This window comes from Paenibacillus vini (assembly GCF_018403325.1).
Lineage (GTDB): Bacteria > Bacillota > Bacilli > Paenibacillales > Paenibacillaceae > Fontibacillus > Fontibacillus vini.
Window position 1 is genome coordinate 329,373 of sequence record NZ_BOSL01000003.1, and the last position, 23,516, is coordinate 352,888.

The 23,516-nt window shown below is 51.0% G+C and carries 21 protein-coding genes, 1 pseudogene and 2 riboswitches; of the genes and pseudogenes, 15 read left to right on the forward strand and 7 right to left on the reverse strand.

Annotated features, from left to right (window positions below; all coding sequences use genetic code 11):
* Positions 1–46: 46 nt before the first annotated feature.
* The gene (locus KJS57_RS07275; RefSeq protein WP_213654233.1) at positions 47–1,273 is read left to right on the forward strand and encodes an MFS transporter; all 1,227 of its coding nucleotides are present in this window, start codon (positions 47–49) and stop codon (positions 1,271–1,273) included.
* A gap of 91 nt (positions 1,274–1,364) precedes the next feature.
* On the opposite strand, the gene KJS57_RS07280 is transcribed toward KJS57_RS07275, so the two are convergent.
* A complete protein-coding gene (locus KJS57_RS07280; protein ID WP_213654234.1) occupies positions 1,365–2,063 on the reverse strand; it encodes a metal-dependent hydrolase in 699 nt (232 codons plus the stop codon).
* Between the two features lie 120 nt (positions 2,064–2,183).
* On the opposite strand from KJS57_RS07280, the gene KJS57_RS07285 reads away from it, so the two are divergent.
* On the forward strand, positions 2,184–2,837 hold the full coding sequence (locus tag KJS57_RS07285; RefSeq protein WP_211024053.1) for a bifunctional 4-hydroxy-2-oxoglutarate aldolase/2-dehydro-3-deoxy-phosphogluconate aldolase: 654 nt from the start codon (positions 2,184–2,186) through the stop codon (positions 2,835–2,837).
* A 110-nt stretch (positions 2,838–2,947) separates the two neighbouring features.
* On the opposite strand, the gene KJS57_RS07290 is transcribed toward KJS57_RS07285, so the two are convergent.
* On the reverse strand, positions 2,948–5,251 hold the full coding sequence (locus tag KJS57_RS07290; protein ID WP_211024055.1) for an Ig-like domain-containing protein: 2,304 nt from the start codon (positions 5,249–5,251) through the stop codon (positions 2,948–2,950).
* Positions 5,252–5,530: 279 nt separating this feature from the next.
* Positions 5,531–5,769, forward strand: a riboswitch (cyclic di-AMP (ydaO/yuaA leader).
* Positions 5,770–5,886: 117 nt separating this feature from the next.
* Positions 5,887–6,060: riboswitch (cyclic di-AMP (ydaO/yuaA leader) on the forward strand.
* Between the two features lie 170 nt (positions 6,061–6,230).
* Between KJS57_RS07290 and KJS57_RS07295 the strand changes: the two genes are divergently transcribed.
* From KJS57_RS07295 to KJS57_RS07315, 6 genes are all read left to right on the forward strand, one after another.
* Positions 6,231–6,644, forward strand: coding sequence for a hypothetical protein (locus tag KJS57_RS07295; protein WP_244861436.1), 414 nt, complete (start codon positions 6,231–6,233; stop codon positions 6,642–6,644).
* A 26-nt stretch (positions 6,645–6,670) separates the two neighbouring features.
* Positions 6,671–6,748 (forward strand): potassium-transporting ATPase subunit F, encoded by a 78-nt coding sequence (locus tag KJS57_RS26765; RefSeq protein WP_354006027.1) that lies wholly within the window; start codon positions 6,671–6,673, stop codon positions 6,746–6,748.
* A 26-nt stretch (positions 6,749–6,774) separates the two neighbouring features.
* On the forward strand, positions 6,775–8,454 hold the full coding sequence (gene kdpA / locus KJS57_RS07300) for a potassium-transporting ATPase subunit KdpA (RefSeq protein ID WP_213654235.1): 1,680 nt from the start codon (positions 6,775–6,777) through the stop codon (positions 8,452–8,454).
* 19 nt (positions 8,455–8,473) lie between these two features.
* On the forward strand, positions 8,474–10,504 hold the full coding sequence (kdpB, locus tag KJS57_RS07305) for a potassium-transporting ATPase subunit KdpB (protein ID WP_213654236.1): 2,031 nt from the start codon (positions 8,474–8,476) through the stop codon (positions 10,502–10,504).
* 68 nt (positions 10,505–10,572) lie between these two features.
* Positions 10,573–11,208 (forward strand): potassium-transporting ATPase subunit KdpC, encoded by a 636-nt coding sequence (gene kdpC, locus KJS57_RS07310; RefSeq protein ID WP_213654237.1) that lies wholly within the window; start codon positions 10,573–10,575, stop codon positions 11,206–11,208.
* Positions 11,209–11,227: 19 nt separating this feature from the next.
* Positions 11,228–13,558, forward strand: coding sequence for a histidine kinase (locus tag KJS57_RS07315; protein ID WP_213654238.1), 2,331 nt, complete (start codon positions 11,228–11,230; stop codon positions 13,556–13,558).
* A 69-nt stretch (positions 13,559–13,627) separates the two neighbouring features.
* Here KJS57_RS07315 and KJS57_RS07320 read toward each other — a convergent pair whose 3' ends face one another.
* Complete coding sequence (locus KJS57_RS07320) at positions 13,628–14,548, reverse strand: hypothetical protein (RefSeq protein ID WP_213654239.1); 921 nt, start codon at positions 14,546–14,548, stop codon at positions 13,628–13,630.
* A gap of 403 nt (positions 14,549–14,951) precedes the next feature.
* Here KJS57_RS07320 and KJS57_RS07325 point away from each other — a divergent pair, with 403 nt between their 5' ends.
* The 3 genes and pseudogenes from KJS57_RS07325 to rpoD form a co-directional block, all read left to right on the forward strand.
* Positions 14,952–15,107, forward strand: a complete 156-nt coding sequence (locus KJS57_RS07325) for a hypothetical protein (protein ID WP_213654240.1) — start codon at positions 14,952–14,954, stop codon at positions 15,105–15,107.
* Between the two features lie 33 nt (positions 15,108–15,140).
* Positions 15,141–15,791, forward strand: coding sequence for a DsbA family oxidoreductase (locus tag KJS57_RS07330; protein ID WP_213654241.1), 651 nt, complete (start codon positions 15,141–15,143; stop codon positions 15,789–15,791).
* 282 nt (positions 15,792–16,073) lie between these two features.
* Positions 16,074–16,937 (forward strand): annotated as a pseudogene (gene rpoD, locus KJS57_RS07335) (RNA polymerase sigma factor RpoD); the annotation flags it as partial.
* A 90-nt stretch (positions 16,938–17,027) separates the two neighbouring features.
* Here rpoD and KJS57_RS07340 read toward each other — a convergent pair.
* Both KJS57_RS07340 and KJS57_RS07345 read right to left on the reverse strand, forming a co-directional pair.
* Positions 17,028–18,113: a chymotrypsin family serine protease gene (locus KJS57_RS07340; protein WP_213654242.1), complete on the reverse strand. Its 1,086-nt coding sequence runs from the start codon at positions 18,111–18,113 to the stop codon at positions 17,028–17,030.
* Positions 18,114–18,252: 139 nt separating this feature from the next.
* Positions 18,253–18,666, reverse strand: a complete 414-nt coding sequence (locus KJS57_RS07345; protein WP_213654243.1) for a DUF4183 domain-containing protein — start codon at positions 18,664–18,666, stop codon at positions 18,253–18,255.
* Between the two features lie 534 nt (positions 18,667–19,200).
* On the opposite strand from KJS57_RS07345, the gene KJS57_RS07350 reads away from it, so the two are divergent.
* From KJS57_RS07350 to KJS57_RS07365, 4 genes are all read left to right on the forward strand, one after another.
* Positions 19,201–19,389 (forward strand): hypothetical protein, encoded by a 189-nt coding sequence (locus KJS57_RS07350; RefSeq protein ID WP_213654244.1) that lies wholly within the window; start codon positions 19,201–19,203, stop codon positions 19,387–19,389.
* Positions 19,390–19,412: 23 nt separating this feature from the next.
* Entirely contained in the window at positions 19,413–19,955 is a 543-nt protein-coding gene (locus KJS57_RS07355; protein ID WP_213654245.1) for a DUF4183 domain-containing protein, read from the forward strand.
* A gap of 94 nt (positions 19,956–20,049) precedes the next feature.
* Positions 20,050–20,469 (forward strand): metallothiol transferase FosB, encoded by a 420-nt coding sequence (gene fosB / locus KJS57_RS07360; RefSeq protein WP_213654246.1) that lies wholly within the window; start codon positions 20,050–20,052, stop codon positions 20,467–20,469.
* Positions 20,470–20,570: 101 nt separating this feature from the next.
* Complete coding sequence (locus tag KJS57_RS07365; protein WP_213654247.1) at positions 20,571–21,452, forward strand: radical SAM/SPASM domain-containing protein; 882 nt, start codon at positions 20,571–20,573, stop codon at positions 21,450–21,452.
* A gap of 403 nt (positions 21,453–21,855) precedes the next feature.
* On the opposite strand, the gene KJS57_RS07370 is transcribed toward KJS57_RS07365, so the two are convergent.
* Positions 21,856–22,707 carry a 1,4-dihydroxy-6-naphtoate synthase gene (locus KJS57_RS07370; RefSeq protein WP_213654248.1) on the reverse strand — a complete coding sequence of 284 codons (852 nt, stop codon included), beginning with the start codon at positions 22,705–22,707 and terminating at the stop codon, positions 21,856–21,858.
* Positions 22,704–23,444 (reverse strand): futalosine hydrolase, encoded by a 741-nt coding sequence (locus KJS57_RS07375; protein WP_213654249.1) that lies wholly within the window; start codon positions 23,442–23,444, stop codon positions 22,704–22,706. The genes KJS57_RS07370 and KJS57_RS07375 overlap by 4 nt, the downstream gene beginning before the upstream one ends.
* Positions 23,445–23,516: the final 72 nt, after the last annotated feature.

Genomic DNA, 23,516 nt, shown 5'->3' on the forward strand with positions numbered 1-23,516 from the left:
ATATGAGATAGAAAAATTGATTTTGAGGATGAGTGGGGGAATACAAATGAATACTGCTGAAATTGCGCCTAAGCCCAAACAGCGGAAGCTGCTAATGAGCGCCGGCCTCAGCTGGATGTTCGATGCGATGGACGTAGGCATCATTTCGTTTATCGCCGCGGCACTGGCGGCCGAATGGAGCCTGACACCGCAGCAGACCGGGTTTTTCACCAGCATTAATTCGGTCGGCATGGCGTTCGGCGCGGCGATCGCCGGCATCATGGCGGACAAGTACGGCCGCAAAGCTGTGCTGCTTTGGACGCTCCTTATTTTTTCGATCGCCAGCGGTTTGTCCGCAGCGGCAACCGGGTTTGCGGTATTATGCTTGCTGCGTTTTGTAGCCGGCTTTGGACTGGGCGGGGAACTGCCGGTGGCATCCACGCTTGTATCGGAATCGGTAGCGGCAAAGGACCGGGGAAGAATGGTAGTTCTGCTGGAAAGTTTCTGGGCCGCCGGATGGATACTGTCTGCTTTGATCGCCTATTTCGTCATTCCGAAATTCGGCTGGCAGGCCGCTTTCCTGATCGGAGCAATACCGGCTCTCTATGCGCTTTATTTGCGCAAATCGATTCAGGACCCGCCTCGCTTTACCCAGAACATCGCCGGAGGCCGGCAAAAAAAGCTATCGGTCCGGGAACGGTTCGTATCGGTTTGGGCGAGCCCGCATAGACGTTCTACGATTATGCTTTGGATCCTTTGGTTTACAGTCGTTTTTTCGTATTACGGCATGTTTCTGTGGCTTCCTAACGTTATGATGCTCAAAGGCTTCAGCCTGGTGAAGAGCTTTGAATACGTACTGATTATGACGCTCGCGCAACTGCCGGGATATTTCACGGCCGCTTATTTTATCGAAAAATTCGGCCGGAAATTCGTGCTTGTCGTGTATTTGCTGCTGACTGCGGCAAGCGCTGCCTGGTTCGGCAATGCGACAAGCGAAGGCATGCTCATTGCGGCAGGAATCTGTCTGTCGTTCTTTAATCTTGGAGCATGGGGCGGGATGTACGCTTATACGCCCGAATTATATCCGACTCGGGTTCGTTCTACGGGAGTAGGTTTGGCTGCTTCCTTCGGCCGGGTGGGAGGCATTATCGGCCCTTACCTTGTCGGTATGCTGGTTGCCCGGCAGGTGTCCATCGGTGCAATATTCTGGATCTTCTTCATTACTATCCTGGTTGGCGCCGTGGCGGTATTGCTGCTGGGAAGCGAGACAAAGGGCAAGGAGTTAACGGACTGAACCTTTAATTATTGTTTTGAATGTTCATAAATAAATAAACTCCACAGACCTTCGCCAGGAAGATTTGTGGAGTTTTGTTTTACTTTTGCAGTTATTGGTCCAGGCTGGGGGTGTCCAGGCTTTCTCCTGGTTTGAGCGCATGGCCGATGATGTTTTTGTGTTTTAATTGATCCACAAATTTCGCTCCGTCTTGGGCGACGAGTCCGAAGGTATTGTAGTGAATAGGGACGACATGCTTGGGATGAAGCCATTCGGCCGCAAGCAGCGCATCCTCCGGTCCCATAGTGAAATAATCACCGATCGGCAGGAAAGCAAGATCGATCTGTCGCCGGTCTCCGATCAGCTTCAAGTCGCTGAACAATGCCGTATCGCCGGCATGATAGAGAACGAATCCGCCGAGATCCAGCAAGATTCCTGCTGCTACGCCCAGATACACATTGGTGCCGTCAATCTCTACGGATGAGCTGTGGAGGGCGGGGGTCAAGGTCAATTTCCCGAACGGGAAAACGAACGATCCGCCCAGATTCAAGCCAGCGGTTGTTAATCCTTTGTTTTTGAAGAAGTCAGCCAATTCCACAATTCCGATGATCGTGGCCCCGTTGGCTCTGGCAATAGCTTCAGCATCTCCGATATGGTCGAAATGTCCATGGGTCAGGAGTACATAATCGGCTTTGATTTCATCGGCTTTGGCCGAAGCCACCGGATTTCCTGTCAGAAAGGGGTCGATGATGAGTGTGAATTCGCCCGTATCGATAAGCACGGAGGAATGTCCCAAATAAGTCAGCTTCATAATTATCACTCCTATGGAAAGGTTTACACTACCTTTTCATTATATCGGGTCAAGCTCCTCAAGTCATGGTCTATAGGTTAAAATATAGGCAGACTCAAATACATATTAAGGGGGAACGAGATGACAACTTCCTTATTGGATCGGCTGAAGGCGGAGAAAATCATTGCTATCCTGCGCGGTGTGCCGAAGGAGCAGGGGAAAGCTGTTGCCGAAGCGCTTAGCTTGGGAGGGATTGTGTTTGCTGAAGTGACGTTGAATACGGAAGGCGCGCTAGGAATGATCTCAAGCTGGAGAGAGACATTCGGAGAACGGATGAAGATTGGGGCAGGCACCGTGCTGGACCTCGAGGAGGCCAAAGAAGCGGTCCGGGCTGGGGCGGAATATCTGGTTTCCCCGAATCTGGATGAGGCGGTTGTGGCTTATGCGCTTGAACAAGGAATAGCCGTTTTTCCCGGAGCGATGACGCCTACGGAAATCGTGAAGGCCTGGAAAGCGGGAGCGACTGCGGTGAAGGTGTTTCCGATGGCCTCTCTTGGAGTGGGTTACCTGAAAGAGATAACCGCCCCGCTCGACCGGATTCCTTTGATTGCGACGGGAGGCGTGCGTCTCGACAATATTCATGGATTTTTAGAGGCGGGTGCTACAGCGGTCGGATTAGGCGGATGCCTGGTAAATCCTGCTCTCATTCGGGAAAAGCGTTACGAAACGATCACTCAGAATGCAGCGGATATGGTTGGCGCGGTAAGATCTTGGCGTCCGGGAGATCTTAACTAACACCGGGCTATTGCGACTGGCAAATCGACAGCTAAAGCAGTTGCCAAAATGTAAAAGGGACTGCCTACAGGTCTTATTGACCCGTAGGCAGTCCCTTTCGTTTACTCAGATCACTCATTTTCTGGCCAAGACACGGTAACGGTATGCGGACGGTCATAAGCGGAAGCCCAATAATATCCCTGGGCGGCGATTCGTTGCGGCCAGAAGCCGACAAGCCCCGCTGCCTTAGGTAGCGTTTCGGAAGTAGCGGTGGCGGATCCGGCAGCATTTGTGATCAGATCTACATATTTTCCGCCGTTGTAGGTAAACCGGCCATGAACGTCAGCAGTAATTCCTTCGCCGGTTTCCAGATCGATGACTTGTAGCGTTACTTTTCCCTGCGTGCCGTTAAACACGATGTTCATGTCCCCGATAATCATAGGGCGCAGGGTCGTATTTCCGGTCACGGCTGAAACTTCGCTAGAAACTGGACCGATGTTCCCGCTGATATCGACGGCGGCTACCTTGTAATAATAAACGGAGTTAGGAAGCAATCCGGTATCGCGATAAGTCAGGTTTCTCGACGTTCCCCCGATGTTGGAATCATCCGGCGTAAATCCGGGCTCGGTGCCGCGGTAAATAATATACTCCTCAATATCGGAATCGTCGGAGGCTCTGCCATAGGAAAGTTCAATGGTACTGAAATCGAACGCAGTGGCTTGCGGTTCCCTGCTTACTCCGGTAGGAGGAGCTGTATCCGGCGGATTCATGGTCCACTTAAATCCACTAGGTCCCCAAGCGGAAGGAAGCCAGCGTATCGAGTCATAATGGTGCATCGCAATGCCGCCGAAAGCCGGATCTCCGGAAAAGGCAGTATAAACTTTATCCAGTTCACTCTCCATATAGGTCCGGCCTTCCTCCCGGAATGTGATTGTTTCGGGGTCTCCGCTGTTGGCAATGTCCAGCGTTTCCACCCCTACGATGACCGAATCCGGTTTCCCGATCGCATTGGCATAGGCAAGCTCGGCCTGAGCTTGAGGTATAATGCCAGGACCGCCCTCGGCGGTGTCCCGGTAATCCATGATTGAAATATAATCACTGATGTCCTGTACATGCTCGGACAGCCACTTGGTCTGACCGTTCCAAGTAATATTGCTGGAAGTGTCGCTGCTATCAAACCATCTCGGGATCGCCGGGCCGAAAGGAAGGTCAATGCCGGCGGCGTCTCTGCGCTGAATCATTTTTTGAAGCACATCTAAATATTGAAGCTGTACGGCCGGTTTATCGGTCTTAAACTCAGGTAAAATATAAGGCTCGATATCGACATTCACCCCATCAAACTGCTCATCTGCGGAGGAGGAGAGGTTGTAATTGATGACCTTTTCCATCTCATGGATTGCATTGCCGTGATATGGAGCCAGGGCGCCATAATAGGGAGGTACGGTTCCTCCGGCGATACAGGCGTGGACCCGATAGCCGTTGTCATGCGCCCACTTTACGAACTCCCGGACAGCCTCAGGCTGGTCTTCAAGGATGTCTACACCCTCATACGGAAAAACGCCGATATAAAAGGTGGTGATCGGATCGGAGCCGAAGGTTCCGGTATCATCGGCAAGCGCTTTTAACGCCGATTTGGAGCCCGGGTTCAAAAAGAGATTGTAGGCGGCTTTTTCCCAGATCCACATCGCACGGTCTTGCTTTTCAAGTGTAACCGGTTCGGGAGCCCAGTTCCCGGTATGAGCATAAACCGTAGTGCTCCGGCCTTCATTGCCGAATTCGTCGAAGGCCCTTGCCTCCAGACTGGAGGTCCGGTTACCGAGATTTTTGGCGTCCCATTTGAATTGATAGTGGTTCCCGGTTTGCTTTGCTTTCATCCATGGCCCGCCGTTGATTCGAATCTCTACCAGCTCAACGGAATTCTTGGCGTCGACGGTGATTTTTACAGGGACCGAGCCGTGGACGGTTTCATCGTCCGAAGGATTTGTAATCTTCACAACAGGGAGGCTGGCTTCGGGATTATTGACATACACCGATGTCGTAGCCGTGGAGATTCCATAACGAGACGAACTCTGCACTCCCTTGGCAATCAGCGAGATGTTGCCGTCGTATTTGGATACGTCGACATCCGCATACCAAGTGCCGCTTTCGGGTCCATTTAAGTCCTCTCTTACGGAGTTAAGCTGTTCGGTTCCGTTAATAATCAATTTGATGTCATAAGTTTCGGTATACCCTCCCGTAACCCGCAGCCATCCCGGAGGTACCTGATCACCTTCCGCCGGAGAATCGATGGTCAGCATGGATTCGGCGTGAGCGTAGGGGATCTGAGCCACGAGGATAAAAGAGAAGCAAAGGAATAGAGAAGCAGTCAACCCTTTGAAAATCAATGAACCTACAACTTGATTCAATAAGGCTTTCTTTTGTTGACGAATCGGCATGAATACCCCTCGCTTTCTATCCGGAATAATTGTAAACGTTTACAATTGTATTGTAGCCGTAGTATTTTTCTTAGGGCAATAACCGTTTAATGACCTTTAATATAATGGAATGAAAAATGAAGCATTAAAGAGATATGACGTAAATGAGAGAGTTTAACCATTATGAAAACGCTCCCGTTTCATATAATTGGCAATTGCAAACTGTTTTTAACCGGTTGCCTGACTTTACTGGATTCGGCGCCGGAGTTATGATTCAATCCATGAAACAAATATCATACCATTTGTCGATCGCTGAATTTCCCGGCAACGGGAAAACGGGGGAACCAAATTGCGGCGCATCTATCTTGGCTCCTAGGCCAAGAAGCCGTTTCGTTCGTTTGCCGTCTTTAATGTGAGAGTTAAAGACCGCAAACGGACAGGGGTGAATCCCGGACGGAAACCATGGATTCCGTTCGGGTAGGGCGACTCTCACCGCCCGAATCCGACAGCTAACTTCGTAAGCGTGGATGAAGAGAGGATGGGTGAACTGTCAGCCGTATGAGTAGGCCACAGAGCGCCAAGGTGCCTCTGTGGTTTTTTATTGCCTAAATTGAAAAATTGACTGAAATTGTTATGAAAAATCGAAATGAATAATAATGTCTTTTTCGCTGAATTCTGCTAACGCAGTAGCGGGGGAACCAACGAAACGCCGATCTGGGATCGGAACGTTTCATGGGGTGAATCGCCGGAAATATCCTTAATTTCCAGCGTAGGGCGACTCTCGCGCCCGAATCCGACAGCTAACCTCGTAAGCGTAATTGGGAGAGGCAACCGCCATAAGCTCACCATGGTTATGAACACCATGTCAGAAGCTGCGGAAAGGTTCCTTCCTTTCCTGCGGCTTTTTTGCTGTGCAAAGTACTGGATTGAGCTTACTAGTAAAGTCTACCTCACCAGGAGGGGCTTTAGGTCTTGCTATTATCTGAGGGAGGAAACAAAGGTGGAGGAAGATTGTATCCTCATTGCTGCGCCAAATCAGGCAGGGCTGAATTTTGTACGGCTGCTGTTGTCTAAGCGGCGGAATGTTGCGGTTCTCGTGAACAACAAAACTGAGGAGAAACGGGCTCGTAAATTGGGGACGGTTCAAGTGATCCGGGTGAAGACGGAGGATGAGAAAACTTGGAGGATTCCCGAATTTCGGATCGGGAGGGTCTTTATTTTTGAAACTACGCTAACTTTAACATGTCGATATTTGCAGTTATGCCGTCAATGGACATCGAGCCCAATAATCGTGATTACGCCGGAGCAGCATCCGAGAATGATTTACAAGGGCCTTGGAGCGACTTATGTGATTCATTCGGGTTCCTGCGAGGTCGGATTTTTAGCAAACGGCATTCCGGAAACCGGGGATTAACAGGAATTAAAGGAGGGGGATACGCCATGATAGGGATCGGGTTGGTCGTCCTGTTCGTATTTCTTTATTTGATCTATGCCTTGATTCATCCTGAGAAATTTTAAAAAGCCTACTTTTGAGGGGGATCCCAATGGATTTAGTGCAAATGTTAGTTGTGATCGGCGTCATCATTGTACTGGTGAAACCGCTGGGCACTTATTTATACCATGTGTTTTCCGGGGAATCGAACCGTACCGACAACATATTCGGAGGTTTCGAAAGACTGATCTATAAGCTGGTCGGTTTCAAACGCCGTGAAGGCATGAGCTGGAAAAAATACGCCTTTAGCATGATTGTGACGAACGCCGTTCTGGTGGGAGTAAGCTATTTGATTCTGCGGATTCAGCAGTTTCTTCCCTTGAATCCTAATGGGATGGGAAACATGGAATCGTCGCTTTCATTCAATACGGTCATCAGCTTTATGACCAATACGAATCTACAGCATTATAGTGGAGAGTCGGCCCTGTCTTATTTCTCTCAAATGGCCGTCATTACGATGATGATGTTTACCTCAGCCGCCAGCGGCTTGTGTGTAGCGATATCATTTATCCGCGGTTTGACGCAGAGAGGGCAAACGATAGGAAACTTCTTTGAAGATTTTATTAAAGCACATGTCCGTGTATTTCTGCCGGCAGCTTTGCTCGTTACCTTAATTCTCGTGGCACTGCAGGTTCCACAGACGTTGGATCCGACCTTGACGGTTCATACGCTGGATGGCGCGTTGCAGCGAATTTCGATGGGGCCCGTCGCTTCGCTCGAGTCGATCAAGCATTTGGGGACGAACGGCGGGGGATTTTTCGGAGTGAACTCCGCACATCCCTTTGAAAATCCGAACGGTTTGAGTAACGCCGTGGAAATGTGGTCGATGTGGATGATGGGTGCTGCATTGCCATACACATTCGGATTGTTCGCCAAGAATAAGAAACAAGGCTGGGTCATTTTCTCCGCCATGATGATTCTATTTCTCGTCTTTTTATCCACCGTCTATTTCTCGGAAAAAGCGGGGAACCCGGCAATCAACGCACTGGGTATCGATGCTGCGCAAGGAAGCATGGAAGGGAAAGAAGTTCGCTTTGGGATCGCCGGATCCACGCTGTTTACCACTGTAACGACGGCCGCTACGACAGGGAGTGTCAACAATATGCATGATACTTTAACGCCGCTCGGCGGGATGGTTCCGTTGGTTCAAATGATGCTGAACGTCGTATTCGGCGGAAAAGGCGTCGGCCTTATGAACATGATGATGTACGCCATTCTAGGTGTGTTCATTTGCGGCCTGATGGTCGGCCGGACGCCGGAATTTCTGGGCCGCAAAATCGAGGCTAAGGAAATGAAGCTGATCGCCATTGCGATATTGGCGCATCCGTTTATCATTCTTGTGCCGACTGCGATCAGTTTTATGACGGATCTGGGGCAAAGTGCAATCACGAACCCCGGTTTCCATGGTTTATCCCAGGTGCTGTACGAATACACCTCCTCTGCCGCAAATAACGGGTCCGGCTTTGAAGGACTGGCGGACAATACACCGTTCTGGAACATTACGACCGGGCTGGTCATGTTGTTTGGGCGTTATGTTTCCATCATAGCCTTGCTGGGCGTTGCGGGTTCCTTGATGTCCAAGGAGCCGATTCCGGAAACGATCGGTACCTTGCGTACCGACAACCGCCTGTTCGTCGGCATATTGATTGGAACGGTGCTCCTTATCGGTGCGCTCACGTTTTTACCGGTCATTGCTATGGGCCCGGTTGCCGAGTTTTTAACTTTAGGATAAGCGAAAGAGGGGTTAAAGGATGTCGAACAGTCGTAAAACTATGCTTACTGGTCCAATCATTCGTAAGGCTGCGGTGGAAAGCCTGGTCAAGTTGAATCCGGCCACAATGATGAAAAACCCGGTCATGTTCGTGGTCGAAATCGGCATGGCCATCGTAATGCTCCTTCTGCTGTTTCCGAACCTGTCCGGTTCGGGTAATGGATTCGGTTTTAATTTATCGGTATTCCTGATTCTGCTCTTCACGGTGCTGTTTGCTAACTTTGCCGAAGCTTTGGCTGAAGGGCGGGGGAAAGCGCAGGCTGATTCGCTGAAAAAGACGAAGCAAGAGGTAACTGCAAATAAGCTTGTAGGCGGAGCGCTTCGCGAAGTGCCATCTACGGACTTACGCAAGGGGGACATCGTCGTTGTTGAACAAGGCGAGATGATTCCCGGCGACGGAGAAATTATCGAAGGGCTAGCCTCTGTGGATGAGTCTGCTATCACCGGGGAATCCGCCCCGGTCATCAAGGAAGCTGGCGGTGACTTCAGTTCGGTGACCGGCGGCACGCTGGTCGTGAGCGATGTCATCGTCGTGCGGATCACCAGCGATCCCGGAGAATCGTTCATCGATCGTATGATCTCGCTGGTCGAAGGCGCGAAACGGCAAAAGACGCCGAACGAAATTGCTCTGAGCACGTTGCTTACCGTACTGACACTGATCTTCTTGATCGTGGTTGTCACGTTAAAGCCGATCGCCGACTTTTTAAACATTCAGCTTGAAATTCCCGTCCTCGTGTCTTTGCTCGTTTGTCTCATACCTACGACCATCGGCGGCCTGCTGTCCGCCATCGGCATCGCAGGCATGGACCGGGTCACCCGGTTCAATGTGTTGGCGATGTCAGGTAAAGCGGTGGAAGCGGCAGGGGATATCAATACGATGATCCTGGATAAGACCGGAACGATCACGTACGGGAACCGTATGGCATCGGAGTTCCTTCCTGCGCAAGGGGAACAAGAGAGCGAGCTTGCCGCTTGGGCGGCGATAGCGTCCCTCCGGGATGAGACGCCGGAAGGCCGTTCCGTCATCGAGTTTACGAAGGTGCGCGGATTTACATTTGACGCGGAAATGGCTGAGGGCGGAGAAATTGTGGAGTTCAAGGCGGAGACGCGGATGAGCGGCATCGACTTGAAAGATGGCCGCAAAATCCGTAAGGGAGCGGTAGATGCCGTGCGCGAATGGGTTCAAGCACAAGGCGGAACCATCCCGGGCGATTTGGAACAGAAGAGCCAACACGTTGCGACAGAAGGCGGAACTCCGCTTGCCGTTGCCGTAGACGGCCGGATTTACGGGATTATTTATTTGAAGGACACGGTGAAACCGGGAATGAAGGAACGCTTTGATCAACTGCGGAAGATGGGCATAAAAACAATCATGTGTACGGGGGACAATCCGCTGACGGCGGCAACGATCGCCCGTGAAGCCGGGGTCGACGATTTTATAGCCGAGAGTAAGCCCGAGGACAAAATTGCGGTGATCCGCCGTGAACAGGCGCAAGGCAAACTCGTCGCCATGACCGGGGACGGCACGAATGATGCTCCGGCGCTGGCCCAAGCGGACGTCGGCCTGGCGATGAACAGCGGTACGGTGTCTGCGAAGGAAGCGGCCAATATGGTCGATCTCGATTCCGACCCGTCCAAGATCATCGAAGTGGTCGCCATCGGCAAACAGCTGCTGATGACCCGCGGTGCGCTAACCACGTTCAGTATCGCAAATGATATTGCCAAGTATTTTGCCATTATTCCGGCAATGTTCATGCTGGCTGTACCGCAAATGAATACCCTGAATGTCATGGGGCTCGGCTCCCCGTTATCCGCAGTGTTGTCGGCCTTGATTTTCAATGCGGTTATTATCCCGTTGTTGATACCGCTCTCGATGCGCGGCGTCGCCTATAAACCGATGAGCTCCCAGCGGCTGCTCTCCAAAAATTTGCTGATCTATGGAGTCGGTGGTGTCATAGCCCCGTTTATCGGCATCAAGTTGATTGACCTGGTGGTTCATTTGTGGATTTAACAAATATGCAGACCGGTTTGCTTCGGCAAACCGGATCCCCTTAAAAAGTGGAAAGGGAGTTTTCCTTCATGAATCATATCCAAACTCAAGATACCAAGAGCGCTTCATTGACAGCTTCATTCGGAACTACTTTTTGGGCCGCCTTGCGGTTCAGTCTTATTTTGATCGTTATTTGCGGCGTTCTTTACCCGCTGGCAAGCACAGGTTTAGCTCAGCTGTTGTTCCCTCATCAGGCTAACGGAAGTCAGTTGAAGAATAGCGAAGGAATCGTTATCGGCTCCGAGTTAATTGGCCAATCCTATACGGACCCTCATTGGTTCCAAGGCCGCGTGTCGAGCATTGAATACAATGCCGAAGGGTCGGGTTCTAACAATTATGCACCCTCGAATCCTGAATTGATGAAGCGGATGCAGGCCTCGTTGAACGATTGGTCCAAGAATAATCCGGATATACCGGTAAACCTGGTCCCTATTGATTTAATTACGAACTCCGGGTCAGGGCTGGACCCGCATATCACGAATAAAGCCGCAGAAGTTCAAATTTCTCGTGTAAGCAAGTTGTCCGGAGTTTCGGAAGAGAAGTTACGAAATCTTATCAAAGAGGCTTCACAAGGTAGGGATCTGGGGATATTCGGCGAACCGAGAGTAAACGTGCTTAAGCTGAATTTGGCCTTACAAAAGGAAATGGCCGGAATGAGCCGATGATAGGAGCGAAATGCCAGCGATGACGACCTTTCGCAGAAAAACGCCGGAAGAGCTGCTGGAATCGATCGAGCGGCTAAAGCATGGAAAATTCAAAATATTGATTGGAGCCGCCAGCGGTACGGGAAAGACCTACCAAATGCTTAGGGAGGGTCAGCAGTTAAAGGAGCGGGGTATCGATGTCGTGATCTGTGCGGTGACGACACTGCAACGACCCGAGACAGTAGAGCAACTTGCCGGATTGGACCGGATTCCAAGTATCCATTGGATGAAGAATGGTGAGGAAAAAAAGGATTTGCCAGTGGAGGAGCTTGTTAAGCGGAATCCGGAGGTGGTACTAGTCGATCATCTGGCACATCGCAACCGGCCTGGGGCTAAATTCAACACCCGGCTTGAGGACATCCTGTTTCTGCTCAAACAAGGAATCAGCGTGATTACCACGATCAATGCATATGAGCTGGCAGGAGCGGATGAGATTGCCTTACAGCGAACCGGTATTCAGGCAGAAGAGACTATCCCGCCGGGGACACTGGATCTGGCGGATGAAGTCCGGTTGATCGATGTTGCGCCGGAAACGGTGATGAAACGGATCGAAGCGGGATTGCTCGGAAAAAAGGTACATCCATCGATTTGCCGCCGCGACAATCTGGCGGTATTGCGCGAATTATCGCTGCGGTTAGTAGCCGAAGGCGTGAATGAGTTGTTGAACCGCCATCGTGAAACAGAAGGACTGTCGGGCCCTTCCGGGGCCTCGGAACGGATTCTCGTTTCGGTGCAATATCACTGGAACGCTTCAATCTATATTCGCCGAGGACAACAGATTGCTAAACGTCTGAACGGTGATTTGATTGTGGCCAGTTTCGTGAAGCCAGGAATCAAGCTTACGAAGGAGCAGGAGGCTTTTAAACGCTCGATTGTTAAACTCTGTAGTAAGATTGGCGCCCAGTTTACGGAGTGGCCTTTGCCGGGCCGCCGTCTTTTGCCGGTCAAGCTGAAGGAATTGTCAACCAGAATGGGGGTGACGAGGATTGTAATGGGGCACTCCAAACTGAGCCGGTTGCAGGAAATCTTTACAGGCTCCGTCATCCATGGATTACTGCGCAAGCTAACGCATACCGATTTGTTCCTGATGGCCGACCGGGCGGATACAGAAGGAGAGCGTATTATGCCGATACGACATCATGAATACGAACAAGGCCTCCCGAATGCAAATGCTAAAACATTCCGCAGGCATACTCCCGAAGAAGCGGAGCAGCAGAAGATACGGCTTAACCGGGGGACGTTCAAGGTGTATATTGGAGCTTCGCCAGGTGTCGGTAAAACCTATACCATGCTTCGGGAAGGAAACCTGCTGAGAAGCAACGGGGTCGATGTTGTCGTTGGGCTGCTTGAAACGCATGGGAGACGCGAAACGGTCGCACAGCTTGGTGGTTTGGAGATCATTCCACGGCGCAAGGCGGTTTACCGGGGATCACAGTTGGAAGATATGGATACGGAAGCTGTGCTAAGTCGCTATCCCGAGGTCGTTTTAATTGACGAACTGGCCCATACGAACATCCCCGGAAGCCTGCACGTGAAAAGGTACGAGGATATTCTTCAAATTTTGGATGCTGGTATATCCGTCATTACCACGGTAAATGTGCAGCATCTGGAGAGCCTGAACGATGCGGTAGAGCAGGTGACAGGGGTACGGGTAAGGGAAACCGTACCCGATGATTTACTTCGGAAGGCCGATGAAGTGGAATTGATTGATGTGACTCCGCAGATGCTCCAACAGCGATTAAGAGAAGGCAAGATTTATGCTTCTTCCAAGGTAGATCAAGCATTGCAGTCCTTCTTTAAGATCGGGAATTTAATCGCTCTGCGTGAATTGGCGTTGCGGGAGATCGCCGATGATGTCGACGAAAGGCTGGAGTCCTGGGATCGCGGAAATTCGCTCCGCGGTCCTTGGCGAAGAAAAGAATTGATCTTCGTATGCGTAGACAAAGGCCCGAATGCCGAGAGGATTATTCGGCATGGATTCAGGCTTGCTTACCGCCTGAAGGCGGAATGGCATGTCGCGTTTGTGGATATACGTAAACAGGCTTCCCTACAAGAAGATCAGGAATTGTTACAAATAAAAAGATTAACGCAACGGCTTGGAGGGACATTTGATCTGTTGACCAGCCCTCGGCGTTGCAGGATAGCCGATACGCTTTTATCGAAAGCGGACAAATTAGGAGCTACTCAGATTATAATGGGGCAGACGCGAAGACGTTGGCAGAGATGCTTGAGTATCAGTCCCGCTATTGGACTTGGCGTAATTCGAAAATCAACCGCCCGTGATGTACTGATTGTGTCAAGGAATAAATAGGCTGGCCTAATGAAATACAAAACCCCGGCCATATCCGATATTTACGGATTCTGACCGGGGTTAATGTTCTTAGTTTATTGGCTTGTCCCGTTGAACCAGGTCCATCCATCCGACCAGGTCATGCACGGCTATTCCGCCAAAGGACGAATGAGTGGAGGCTAACTTCTCAAGCTCAAGCATTTGTTCATTCAGAACGCCGTTACCTTCCTCATAGAAAGTAATGAAGTTGCCTTCAGATGAGGGCTTTGTTTCCACGCCGGTGTACACCTTTTTGTTCAGCCGCTCTCCTTCTAAAAGCTCGCCCTTGGCCGTATTATAAATGGCGCTGGCATTGTCGCGGTAAGACATCAGCGTAACGGATTCAAAGCGGGAAATCATCCAGGAACTTAAGGTTTGATCGCTGTCCGGAACCTTGTAATTGTCATTGTCCAGCCAGAAAGGCAACGCTGCGGAAAGAGGCAATTCTGCCGCGTTCGCCTGTTCTACGAGATCGTCGACATTTTTCTGCCATTGCCCGACCAGGGAAGCCCAGTCGGTCTTCCATTGCGGAAGCAGGTACGGCTCGATATCGACGTGAATGCCTTTTAACTTTTCATTGGGAGCAGCTGTGGCCTGGTAATCGTTAATCCATTTCATAAAAGCATCCAATTTGGGTTTGCTAGTAGCAAGGGCCCAGTCTGGGGCACCGTTTAGCGCATGGACCTCGATTCCTTTCTCGCCAGCCTGACGGATGAAGCTCTTGTAGGAAGCAGGTTGCACTTTAGTGCTTATTTGAAGATAAATAATATCGATTCCTTGGGATTCGGAAAAATCAAGAAGTTCGGCTGGTGAAGTTTGAATTAGTTGAGTATGCCAGAGCCAGGTCGTCTTGGTCAATGTGCTCGTCTCTGGTTCTGCCAAAGCCGGTTTCAGCGCATAGCCGAAAGACGAAATCATTAGAGCAAATACCATGCTCAAAGTAAATCTGCGGAGGAAGGATCCTGTTTTCAAGAGAAAGTACACTCCTTTATGGAAATAGTAAGTTCGTTCATTGCGGGATAGGAGCAACGTAGAGACATGATGAGAGGATTCTCTTATAATCGGGTTATTCCAGGCCTAACCTCCTGCATAGCATGTATTATCCCGTATTTAAGCCGAATCTTGTCCCGGAAATCCGGGAATGATTTGCGACCTGAGAAAGGGGTATGTTATTATATTCGTCATAAATGGCACATAAAGCCATAGGACTTATGGATTAATTCGTAATTGTAATTGGACTTTTTTATTCGGGGTAACCTAAGCCATGGAATATTTGCTCCTCATTGTACGTAGAACTTCTTTAGCTTCAAAATCCGATGATCCGGTTAATCAGGGAATAAGGCGGAAGACGAACGGAAAAGGGGGCAATGGGTCCATGAAAATTATGATCACCCAGCATGAAGCTCTGGAAAAAGGCATATGGAAACAAGTGATGAGCATGTTCGGAATTACAAATGATGATGAGATCTGGGAGACGGAGCAATTTATACTTACAGAAGAACAGGCCAAAGAGCTTGGCTTGATTCGCTGAGACAGCTAAGAAGCAAATGGGAGGCAATACGTTATGAAGGTGGAGATTTGGTCGGATTACGCTTGTCCGTTTTGTTATATCGGTAAAAGAAGATTCGAAAAAGCGCTGGAGCAATTCCCTCATAAAGATGAAGTGGAAGTTGTGTTTCGCAGCTTTGAGCTGGATCCTTCCTCTCCGAAGGAAATCAGGACGAGTATGCAGGAGATTTTGGCAGCAAAATACGGGATGTCGTTGGATGAGGCGAAAGCAGCCAATGACCGTGTTGCGGGGCAAGCTTCGGAAGAGGGGCTGGTTTACCGGTTCGACACTATGATTCCGACGAATACGTTTGATGCTCACCGCTTGACTCATTATGCGGGGGAGCAAGGAAAAATGGCCGAGATGTCCGAACGGATATTTAAAGCTTATTTTACGGATTCTCTACATATCGGCGATATGGATACACTTATTTTTCTGGCCGAAGGAATTGGATTAGATGGAAAGGAAACAGCCGATATATTAGCATCTGACGCCTTTGCGGATGAAGTTCGGAGAGATGAACGGTTGGCTGGAGAAATCGGGGTCCGCGGGGTGCCGTTCTTTGTCTTGGACGAGAAATATGCGGTATCTGGAGCTCAGCCGTTGGAAGTTTTCCAGAAAGCACTGCAGCAGGTTTGGGAAAAGCGCACGGAACAGCAGGATTAAGACCGAATTATATGAAGAAAATAAAAAAACGCTGATCTCTATAGACCAGCGTTCATTTCCATTAGTAAAAAATGATCTTGTAAAGCCATAATAAATATGTTAAAATGACGGATAGTCAAATCAATGGGCTAACTTAATCAACATCGCTTATATAATAGCATATTAGCACTAATTTGTCAAATAGAGTATACCGTTGTTAGAGAAAAATCTTGTTATTCTTTTCCATTTATTAGGGTGGGGGTCTGAGCCATGACAGAGGATTTGACAAAGCGCAGTGAACTTGATTTTACAGATGACCTTACGCTGCCGCCAGGCGTAAAAATCGATGATCCGGTCCGTATGTATTTAAAGGAAATCGGACGGGTACCTCTTTTGTCCGCCGATGAGGAAATTCAACTCGCTCAACGCATCGAGCAGGGGGACGAAGAGGCCAAGCGTCGTCTGGCTGAAGCGAACCTGCGACTGGTCGTGAGTATTGCCCGGCGCTATGTAGGGCGCGGTATGGTCTTCCTGGATTTGATTCAGGAAGGAAATATGGGCTTGATTAAAGCGGTTGAGAAATTTGACTACTCCAAAGGCTTCAAATTCAGCACCTATGCGACATGGTGGATTCGTCAAGCCATTACAAGAGCGATCGCCGACCAAGCGAGAACGATCCGGATTCCGGTGCATATGGTGGAAACCATTAATAAGCTGATTCGTGTATCCAGACAGCTTCTGCAAGAGATCGGACGGGAACCGACGCCGGAAGAAATCGCCAAGGAAATGGATCTTACGCCTGAGAAAGTTCGGGAGATTATGAAGATCGCCCAAGAACCGGTTTCCCTGGAAACGCCGATCGGTGAAGAGAACGATTCCAATCTGGGTGATTTTATCGAAGATCATGACGCTCTGGCTCCGGCGGAGGCAGCCGCTTATGAGCTTTTGAAAGAACAGTTGGAAGAAGTGTTGGATACGCTAACCGAGCGGGAAGAAAACGTGCTCCGGCTGCGCTTCGGTATGGATGACGGCAGAACACGGACCTTGGAAGAAGTAGGTAAAGAGTTTGGCGTAACCCGGGAACGGATTCGTCAAATCGAAGCCAAGGCGTTGCGGAAGCTCAGACATCCAAGTCGCAGCAAGCGTTTGAAGGACTTTATGGAATAAGAGCGTAAAGTACGACCACATATGAAGAGGAAAGCATTCCTTGACCCGGCCGATTGAGCCGCTAGGAAAAGGGGCTTTCCTCTTTTTATTTTATGATTTGGATACAAAGCGGCATTGTTTTGGCCGCAGCGTTTTTTCCGTTTTACGACCTAACGGACGAACGCACATGTATTTTTGCTTACCGCCTCTAGCCGGTGCCAGGATCGAACGTCTACCGGAGCGCGCGACACGGGTACCGAATACCTTCATGAACCATTCGACGGGATAGGCGATGGAGAGACGGCCTTCTTCCGTACCCGCGAAATTAACGGCTGCGGCAAGATTGCCCCGGCGTGTCAGCCAAACAGAACCGGAATCTCCGCCTAGCGATACCGGACGCTTGCCCCGGATTACGCTCTGGTTCTTGAAAGTGATCGTTCCCAAATTACCGTAATCTCCATAGTTGACCTGAATATCCGTGTGAATCGATTCAACGGTTCCGGTAACGGCTCCTGTTGTCCGGCCGACCTTTTTGAACTTGTCGCCAATGGCGTAAGAGCGGACGAAGCCAGGTACATTTCCGTAAACCGCATAAGACGGGGATAGAAGGTTGCGGCGCAGCGGCTTTGAGAGCGCCGCATCGAGGAAGTTGGGCTTATTCTTGTGAAGCTTGACGAATCGTTGCACGCTTCCGATTTTGTCCCGAGGTACGGTACCGCCGTCAGCTCCGCCCGGCTGGACCGTCGCGGAAGGCCGATTCGAATTTTCGTTGACCAGCACATGGTTGTTGCTTAGAATAAATCGGCTTCCGGGCTTTTTTTTGTCGCTGACAATCAAGCCTACGGTTCCCGAGACATTAGGAGTACCCACGCTGTATCCGGCAGGGACAGGTCGAATTCTTCGACGGAAGCGTGAGGGAAGCAAGCTGTTTTTATGAAATTTGGTTGATCTCACAATGCGCACCGGAATTTCGGCTTTCAGTTTTGCGGGCAGAGAGAGGGCCTTGGGCTTAGATTTGCCTTTCCTGTTTTTGCCGGACGCAGCGGAAATTGCGTCCGCATATACGATGATGGCTGCTCCTTTATGCGGTTTCGACGGCTCTTTAAAGCCGACCCCGATGCCATGAATTCCCCGTTGTCTTAGCATTCGTGCGGAATAACGCTGCTTAAGCAAATAAGCTTTACGAAAACTGGCCATTACATCACCTTTTCTTCTTATTTGCTCTATACTATGCACAACAGGCCAAGAGTACTGGGCGGATTCCAGCTCTGGATTCGAAGTAACTATGGAATTGTGACCCGGCCATTGGCCGGGTCGATCCATGTTCATCGGAGAATCAGGTGATGATCGTGATGGTGGGAGCCGATATGACGGGCTGGGTCGTAATATCCGAAGTTACACCCGTAAAGCTTCCAATTTCCAGTTGGACCGGAACTCCTTCGATCAAATCAACCGTGTCCAATACCAGACTGGCGGTGGAAAGCGTCGATAAGGACGCCTGCTGCAAAACCCCGTTAATATAAACGTTGAAATAATCGCTGGCAGCCAAAGCCGGCAACGTTGTGATGGCCGCATCCGCGTCATCCGTAAAGCTTGCGGCAGTAATTGTAGTGTCGGTTGCTCCGATCATAGCAGCCGTTATCGTTGCAAAATAGCGGGTAATGGACGGAGTTATTGAAGTGGTGATTACTCCGCCGGTAGATACCGGAGCACTGGCAACAGCAGTGAAAACAGGCTTGATTACTGGCATTATGGATTCACCTCCTAATCAGCAGGATATCGAGACAATCCTCGATTCCTTAACAGTTAATGATCAGTTTTTCTCGATGAAACGGCGTTTCTTCCTTCTTGAGGTCAAATGTTCCTGATTTCAGGCAGTTCGTCTATTTCATAGCCGGGAGATCGACATATGATATTGAAGGTTATAGGACAATGGGAGGTGATCCTTTGTTTAAGAGGAAAAGACACTTTTCCTATAAAAAGAAAAGAAGTCGTTCCTGCGTATGTCCTCCGCCCAAACCATGTAATTGGCGGGCTCGCCCCGGCCATGGTAGGCTTAAACGCAAATCGCGGCAATTGGACTCGCCAGGTAAGGCAAAACATTCGATAATACCGGGCCGGAAGGGATCGTTGGGGCGTAAGAGAAAGCGGAGAAAGCCCATCCAGCGGAGAGTGTTTGGAGCTGCGGGTCCGCCCGGGAGAAAAGGCAGAGATGGACTACGCGGCCCCGCCGGACCGACGGGGCCGATGGGGATGAAGGGGGAACAAGGAGTTCCGGGTCCGGTTGGACCGCAAGGAGACCGCGGTGCGCCTGGACCTGAGGGCGCTCAGGGACCACAGGGAATTCCGGGACCACAGGGTTTACAGGGGCTGCAAGGAGACCGAGGTACACCTGGAGCGGAGGGACCTCAGGGATTGCAGGGGTTACAAGGACCTCAGGGCCCTCAAGGAGAACGAGGAGAGCAAGGAGTAAAGGGCCAACGGGGAGAACAAGGAATGCCGGGTCCGGTTGGACCGCAAGGAGAACGCGGGGCACCTGGACCGGAGGGCTCGCAGGGACCGCAAGGATTGCAAGGACCTCAAGGAGAACGAGGAGAGCGAGGGTTACAAGGACCGGAAGGCACTCAAGGACCACAAGGAGAACAAGGTGTATCCGGTCCGGAAGGGCCTCAGGGACCACAAGGAGAACAAGGGATTCAGGGTCCCCGAGGCCCGCAAGGCCCGCCGGGTAGCTCGGATATAACGATTGTGCCGAGGGTTTACAGATATTTTTATATTCCCGATACCGAATTAGCAGCTTTGACGGTCGTTGAAGCCAGCCAATTTACAAACGATGTTGGGGAACCGGTAGAAGCGATTGAAGGCTTGTCTTTGAATAGTTATTCCCGTTTGTTTGTGAATGGGATGCTGCAAGAGAGCAGGCTATATTCCATTGATCCTTCAGCTTTGACGCTCCGCCTAGGCTTGGATATGATATTGGCAGGGACTCCGATCATTATTGAGAATGTGGAGTTGAATGTGCAGCCGGTAACAGCATAGTTTCTGCGATGGGCGCATACCGGCGTTGTACGCCCAAAATCGGCGGGATCGGGAGCTCCGGTCCCGCTGGGTGGATCGAAACGGAGGGAACAGGATGAAGCTGCAAGGAATAAACCATTTTTGCTTTTCCGTATCGGATCTGGAAAAGTCCATTTTATTTTATCAGAACGTTTTTGATGCCAAGCTGCTTGTAAAGGGAAGGTCTTTGGCTTATTTTGACCTCAATGGCCTCTGGATTGCCTTGAATCAGGAAGATGTCAAACGGGACAGTGACGTCCATACATATACGCATATCGCTTTCACGGTCGAGGAAGCAGATTTGGATCGATGGAAGGATAAACTGGAGCAGGCGGGTGCTGTCGTACTGGAGGGGCGCAGCCGGGATGCCCGGGATTATAAGTCGGTTTATTTCTTGGATCCGGACGGACACCAATTTGAATTTCATACCGGAACGTTGGCGGATCGCATGGAATACTACAAGGCGGACAAGCCGCACATGCAATTTTTTGACTAATGCTGCCACCCCTAGAAATTTGCTGTTGGGATGAATGAGAAAATACGATAGAATAGGTTCTATGTGTGAAAATACCGTAGAGAAGCAGGTTAAAGGTAATTATGAAAAAATTCAAAAAATTCTATATTGAAACAACGAGTATCTGCAATCTGGCTTGCAGTTTTTGTCCTCCGACCCACCGTCAATCTCAATTTATCTCGGTGGAGGATTTCAGCAAAATTCTTGATGATATCAAGCCGCACACCGATTATATTTATTTTCATGTCAAGGGAGAACCGCTGCTGCATCCCAAAATCGATCAGTTGCTGGATATCAGTCATGAAAAAGGGTTTAAAGTCAACATTACGACCAACGGTACATTGATTCGCAAAAACGCTCATAAGCTGTTAGGTAAGCCGGCGCTCCGGCAGATGAATTTCTCTTTGCACAGCTTTGACGGGCATGAGGGATCGACGGACAGAGAAGGGTATATCACCAGTGTTTTGTCCTTCGTGAGGGAAGCGACGGCAGCCTCCGAGATGATCGTATCGTTCCGTCTATGGAATTTAACGAAGGACAACGAGACCAACCTTGAACGCAGCCGAAACAGGGCGACGTTGGAGTTGATCGAGAAGGAATTCGGGTTGGATTTTCGGATCGAAGAGAAGGTGGTGCCCGGCAGCGGCATTAAACTGGCTGACCGCATTTACCTGAATCAGGATCATGAATTTGACTGGCCGGATTTAAGGGCTAAGGAAGACGACGGCCGCGGTTTTTGCCATGCGCTTCGCAATCAAGCCGGAATCCTTGTAGACGGGACGGTCATTCCTTGCTGTCTGGATGGGGAAGGCGTTATCAACCTGGGAAATGTCTATAAGACACCGTTCTCGGAAATCGTGGAAGGTGAACGGGCGAACCGGTTGTACGACGGATTCTCGCGCCGTATTGCGGTGGAAGAATTGTGCCGCAAATGCGGATACCGTCAACGGTTTGGCGGGGCGTAAGAAGTGGGCCAGTGTTAGGCAAGTAATTTGAATTGCTTTGAATAACAGTTCTAACGAATCTGAGCATCGCTATGTGCCCATTTTTCAGTACCTTTTGAAGCTAACGAACTCAGACTCGCTATTTGAGCGAAGATGGGTCTATTGGGTAGTTATTTTGCCAAATAAGGTTTACTGAGTTCGTTAAAAACATGAAGAGGGAAAAAACGATAAATAACGATTGTAGGGTTCGTTAGCCATCGAACCTCTGATTGCAAAAGCAGACTAGTGGATAGGTTGATATGCGGACAAACAGCAGATGCGAGGATAAGCAGAAGTGAAGGCGCGCCGGGAGCACCGCGCGAACCTAAAGCAAACCACCCTGGGACATATAATCGCCTCAGGGTGGTTTTTTATTTCCTATTTGTTATTTAGTAACATTGGATCCCGCTTTAAGCCGGGAGAGATCGACTGCGGGAACTAGCCCTTCCCGGGCAGCTCGATCAAGCAAAGCCGTAATTGCAGCGTAACCGTCATCGCCCAGATTCGCCGTGTATTCGTTGACGTATAGGTTAATGTGGGCCTTTGTGACGTCCGGGGACATTTCCTGAGCATGCTGGAGTACGTACTCCGCAGAGGCTTCGGGATGGGCCCAAGCGTATTCGACGGAAGCGCGGATCCAACCGGAGACGGCTTCCAAATCCAGCGAGCGCCGGGCGATGATGGCTCCGAGCGGGATGGGAAGGCCGGTATCCGACTCCCACCAGCTGCCAAGATCGGCGAGCATATGCAGACCGTAGGTCGGATACGTGAACCGGGCTTCATGAATGACGAGCCCGGCGTCGATGGAGCCGTTTTGTACGGCCGGCATAATTTCGTCGAACGGAAGTACGACGATTTCACCGATGCCGCCCGGCACGTTTTGTGCGGCCCATAGCCGGAACAGCAGGTAGGCGGTCGAGCGTTCGCTCGGCACGGCGACCCGTTTACCGGTAAGGGCTGCCGGGTCTTGCTGGCCGTCCGCCGTCAGGACGAGCGGACCGCAGCCGCGGCCGAGCGCCCCGCCGCAAGGCAGCAAAGCGTACTCGTCCAGCACCCAAGGCAGGGCGGCGTATGAAATTTTCAGGAGATCGGGACCGTTGCCAGAGGCTGCGAGGCCGTTGGTTATGTCGATATCCGCGTAAGTAACATCAAATTCCGGCGCACCGGGAATGAGCCCATGCACCAGGGCATGAAATACAAAAGTGTCATTGGGACAAGGGGAAAAAGCTATATTCATGATTGCAGCACCTCCGGTAGTAATGAGCAGGCTTGTTCAAGCGCTTGAAGCGCTTCGCCAATCTTCCACAGCTCGCGCTGGCGCGGGCCGACGCGGTTCGAAATCGCTCGGATTTCCAGCGCGGGAATGCCCAGGCGGTGGGCGGCTGCGGCGACACCGTAGCCTTCCATCGCCTCCGCGGCCGCACCGGGGACACGGTCGGCCAACAGGTCCGCCGTGGCCGCCGAGCCGGTGACCGTGGACAAGGTCAACACGGGTCCCTGGCAAACGGGGAGGCCGGCGTCCCGAGCAGCATCAGCCCAGCGTGCGGCCAGGCCGCCATGGACGGTCACGCGGGCCGAGCCAAAGCCGAGCTCGTCCACGCTGGAGAAGCCGTCCGGCGTCTCCGCCCCGAGATCGGCGGCGATGATCTCGCTCGCGACCACGAGCGAGCCGACCGGCGCGCGGCTCTCGAAGCCGCCGCCAATGCCGGCGCTGACGACGAGGTCGTAAGCGCCGGCCGCCAGCTCGGCCGCCGTAGCCGCCGCGGCCAGCGCAGGCCCGACCCCGGCCAGCCGCACGTCAACGGCCGGCCCGCTGCCAGCTTCTGCTGCGGAGGAAGCCCCCGCAGCAGAAGCGTGGCTCAAACCGCGGAGCACGGCGTCCCGTTCCGCCTCGACCGCGGTCATGATAAGCACCCGCTTGACTGGCGCTTGCGGGTCCCGCCCTATGGACGGATTGCTTGCTCTATCTGTCATTCTTTTGCCAACTCCTTATGTGATCCTCTTTCTCTTATCTTTCATTAACGCTTCAATGGAATTAACGGTGGG

What these genes read in the sequence shown, in the direction of transcription:
- KJS57_RS07365 (WP_213654247.1), top strand. Translation starts at nt 20,571, where the DNA reads ATGAAAAAATTCAAAAAATTCTATATTGAAACAACGAGTATCTGCAAT.
- kdpB (WP_213654236.1), top strand. Translation starts at nt 8,474, where the DNA reads ATGTCGAACAGTCGTAAAACTATGCTTACTGGTCCAATCATTCGTAAG.
- kdpC (WP_213654237.1), top strand. Translation starts at nt 10,573, where the DNA reads ATGAATCATATCCAAACTCAAGATACCAAGAGCGCTTCATTGACAGCT.
- KJS57_RS07315 (WP_213654238.1), top strand. Translation starts at nt 11,228, where the DNA reads ATGACGACCTTTCGCAGAAAAACGCCGGAAGAGCTGCTGGAATCGATC.
- KJS57_RS07375 (WP_213654249.1), bottom strand. Translation starts at nt 23,444, where the DNA reads ATGACAGATAGAGCAAGCAATCCGTCCATAGGGCGGGACCCGCAAGCG.
- kdpA (WP_213654235.1), top strand. Translation starts at nt 6,775, where the DNA reads ATGGATTTAGTGCAAATGTTAGTTGTGATCGGCGTCATCATTGTACTG.
- KJS57_RS07325 (WP_213654240.1), top strand. Translation starts at nt 14,952, where the DNA reads ATGAAAATTATGATCACCCAGCATGAAGCTCTGGAAAAAGGCATATGG.
- KJS57_RS07280 (WP_213654234.1), bottom strand. Translation starts at nt 2,063, where the DNA reads ATGAAGCTGACTTATTTGGGACATTCCTCCGTGCTTATCGATACGGGC.
- KJS57_RS07340 (WP_213654242.1), bottom strand. Translation starts at nt 18,113, where the DNA reads ATGGCCAGTTTTCGTAAAGCTTATTTGCTTAAGCAGCGTTATTCCGCA.
- KJS57_RS07285 (WP_211024053.1), top strand. Translation starts at nt 2,184, where the DNA reads ATGACAACTTCCTTATTGGATCGGCTGAAGGCGGAGAAAATCATTGCT.
- KJS57_RS07290 (WP_211024055.1), bottom strand. Translation starts at nt 5,251, where the DNA reads ATGCCGATTCGTCAACAAAAGAAAGCCTTATTGAATCAAGTTGTAGGT.
- KJS57_RS07275 (WP_213654233.1), top strand. Translation starts at nt 47, where the DNA reads ATGAATACTGCTGAAATTGCGCCTAAGCCCAAACAGCGGAAGCTGCTA.
- KJS57_RS07370 (WP_213654248.1), bottom strand. Translation starts at nt 22,707, where the DNA reads ATGAATATAGCTTTTTCCCCTTGTCCCAATGACACTTTTGTATTTCAT.
- fosB (WP_213654246.1), top strand. Translation starts at nt 20,050, where the DNA reads ATGAAGCTGCAAGGAATAAACCATTTTTGCTTTTCCGTATCGGATCTG.
- KJS57_RS07355 (WP_213654245.1), top strand. Translation starts at nt 19,413, where the DNA reads ATGCCGGGTCCGGTTGGACCGCAAGGAGAACGCGGGGCACCTGGACCG.
- KJS57_RS07345 (WP_213654243.1), bottom strand. Translation starts at nt 18,666, where the DNA reads ATGCCAGTAATCAAGCCTGTTTTCACTGCTGTTGCCAGTGCTCCGGTA.
- KJS57_RS26765 (WP_354006027.1), top strand. Translation starts at nt 6,671, where the DNA reads ATGATAGGGATCGGGTTGGTCGTCCTGTTCGTATTTCTTTATTTGATC.
- KJS57_RS07330 (WP_213654241.1), top strand. Translation starts at nt 15,141, where the DNA reads ATGAAGGTGGAGATTTGGTCGGATTACGCTTGTCCGTTTTGTTATATC.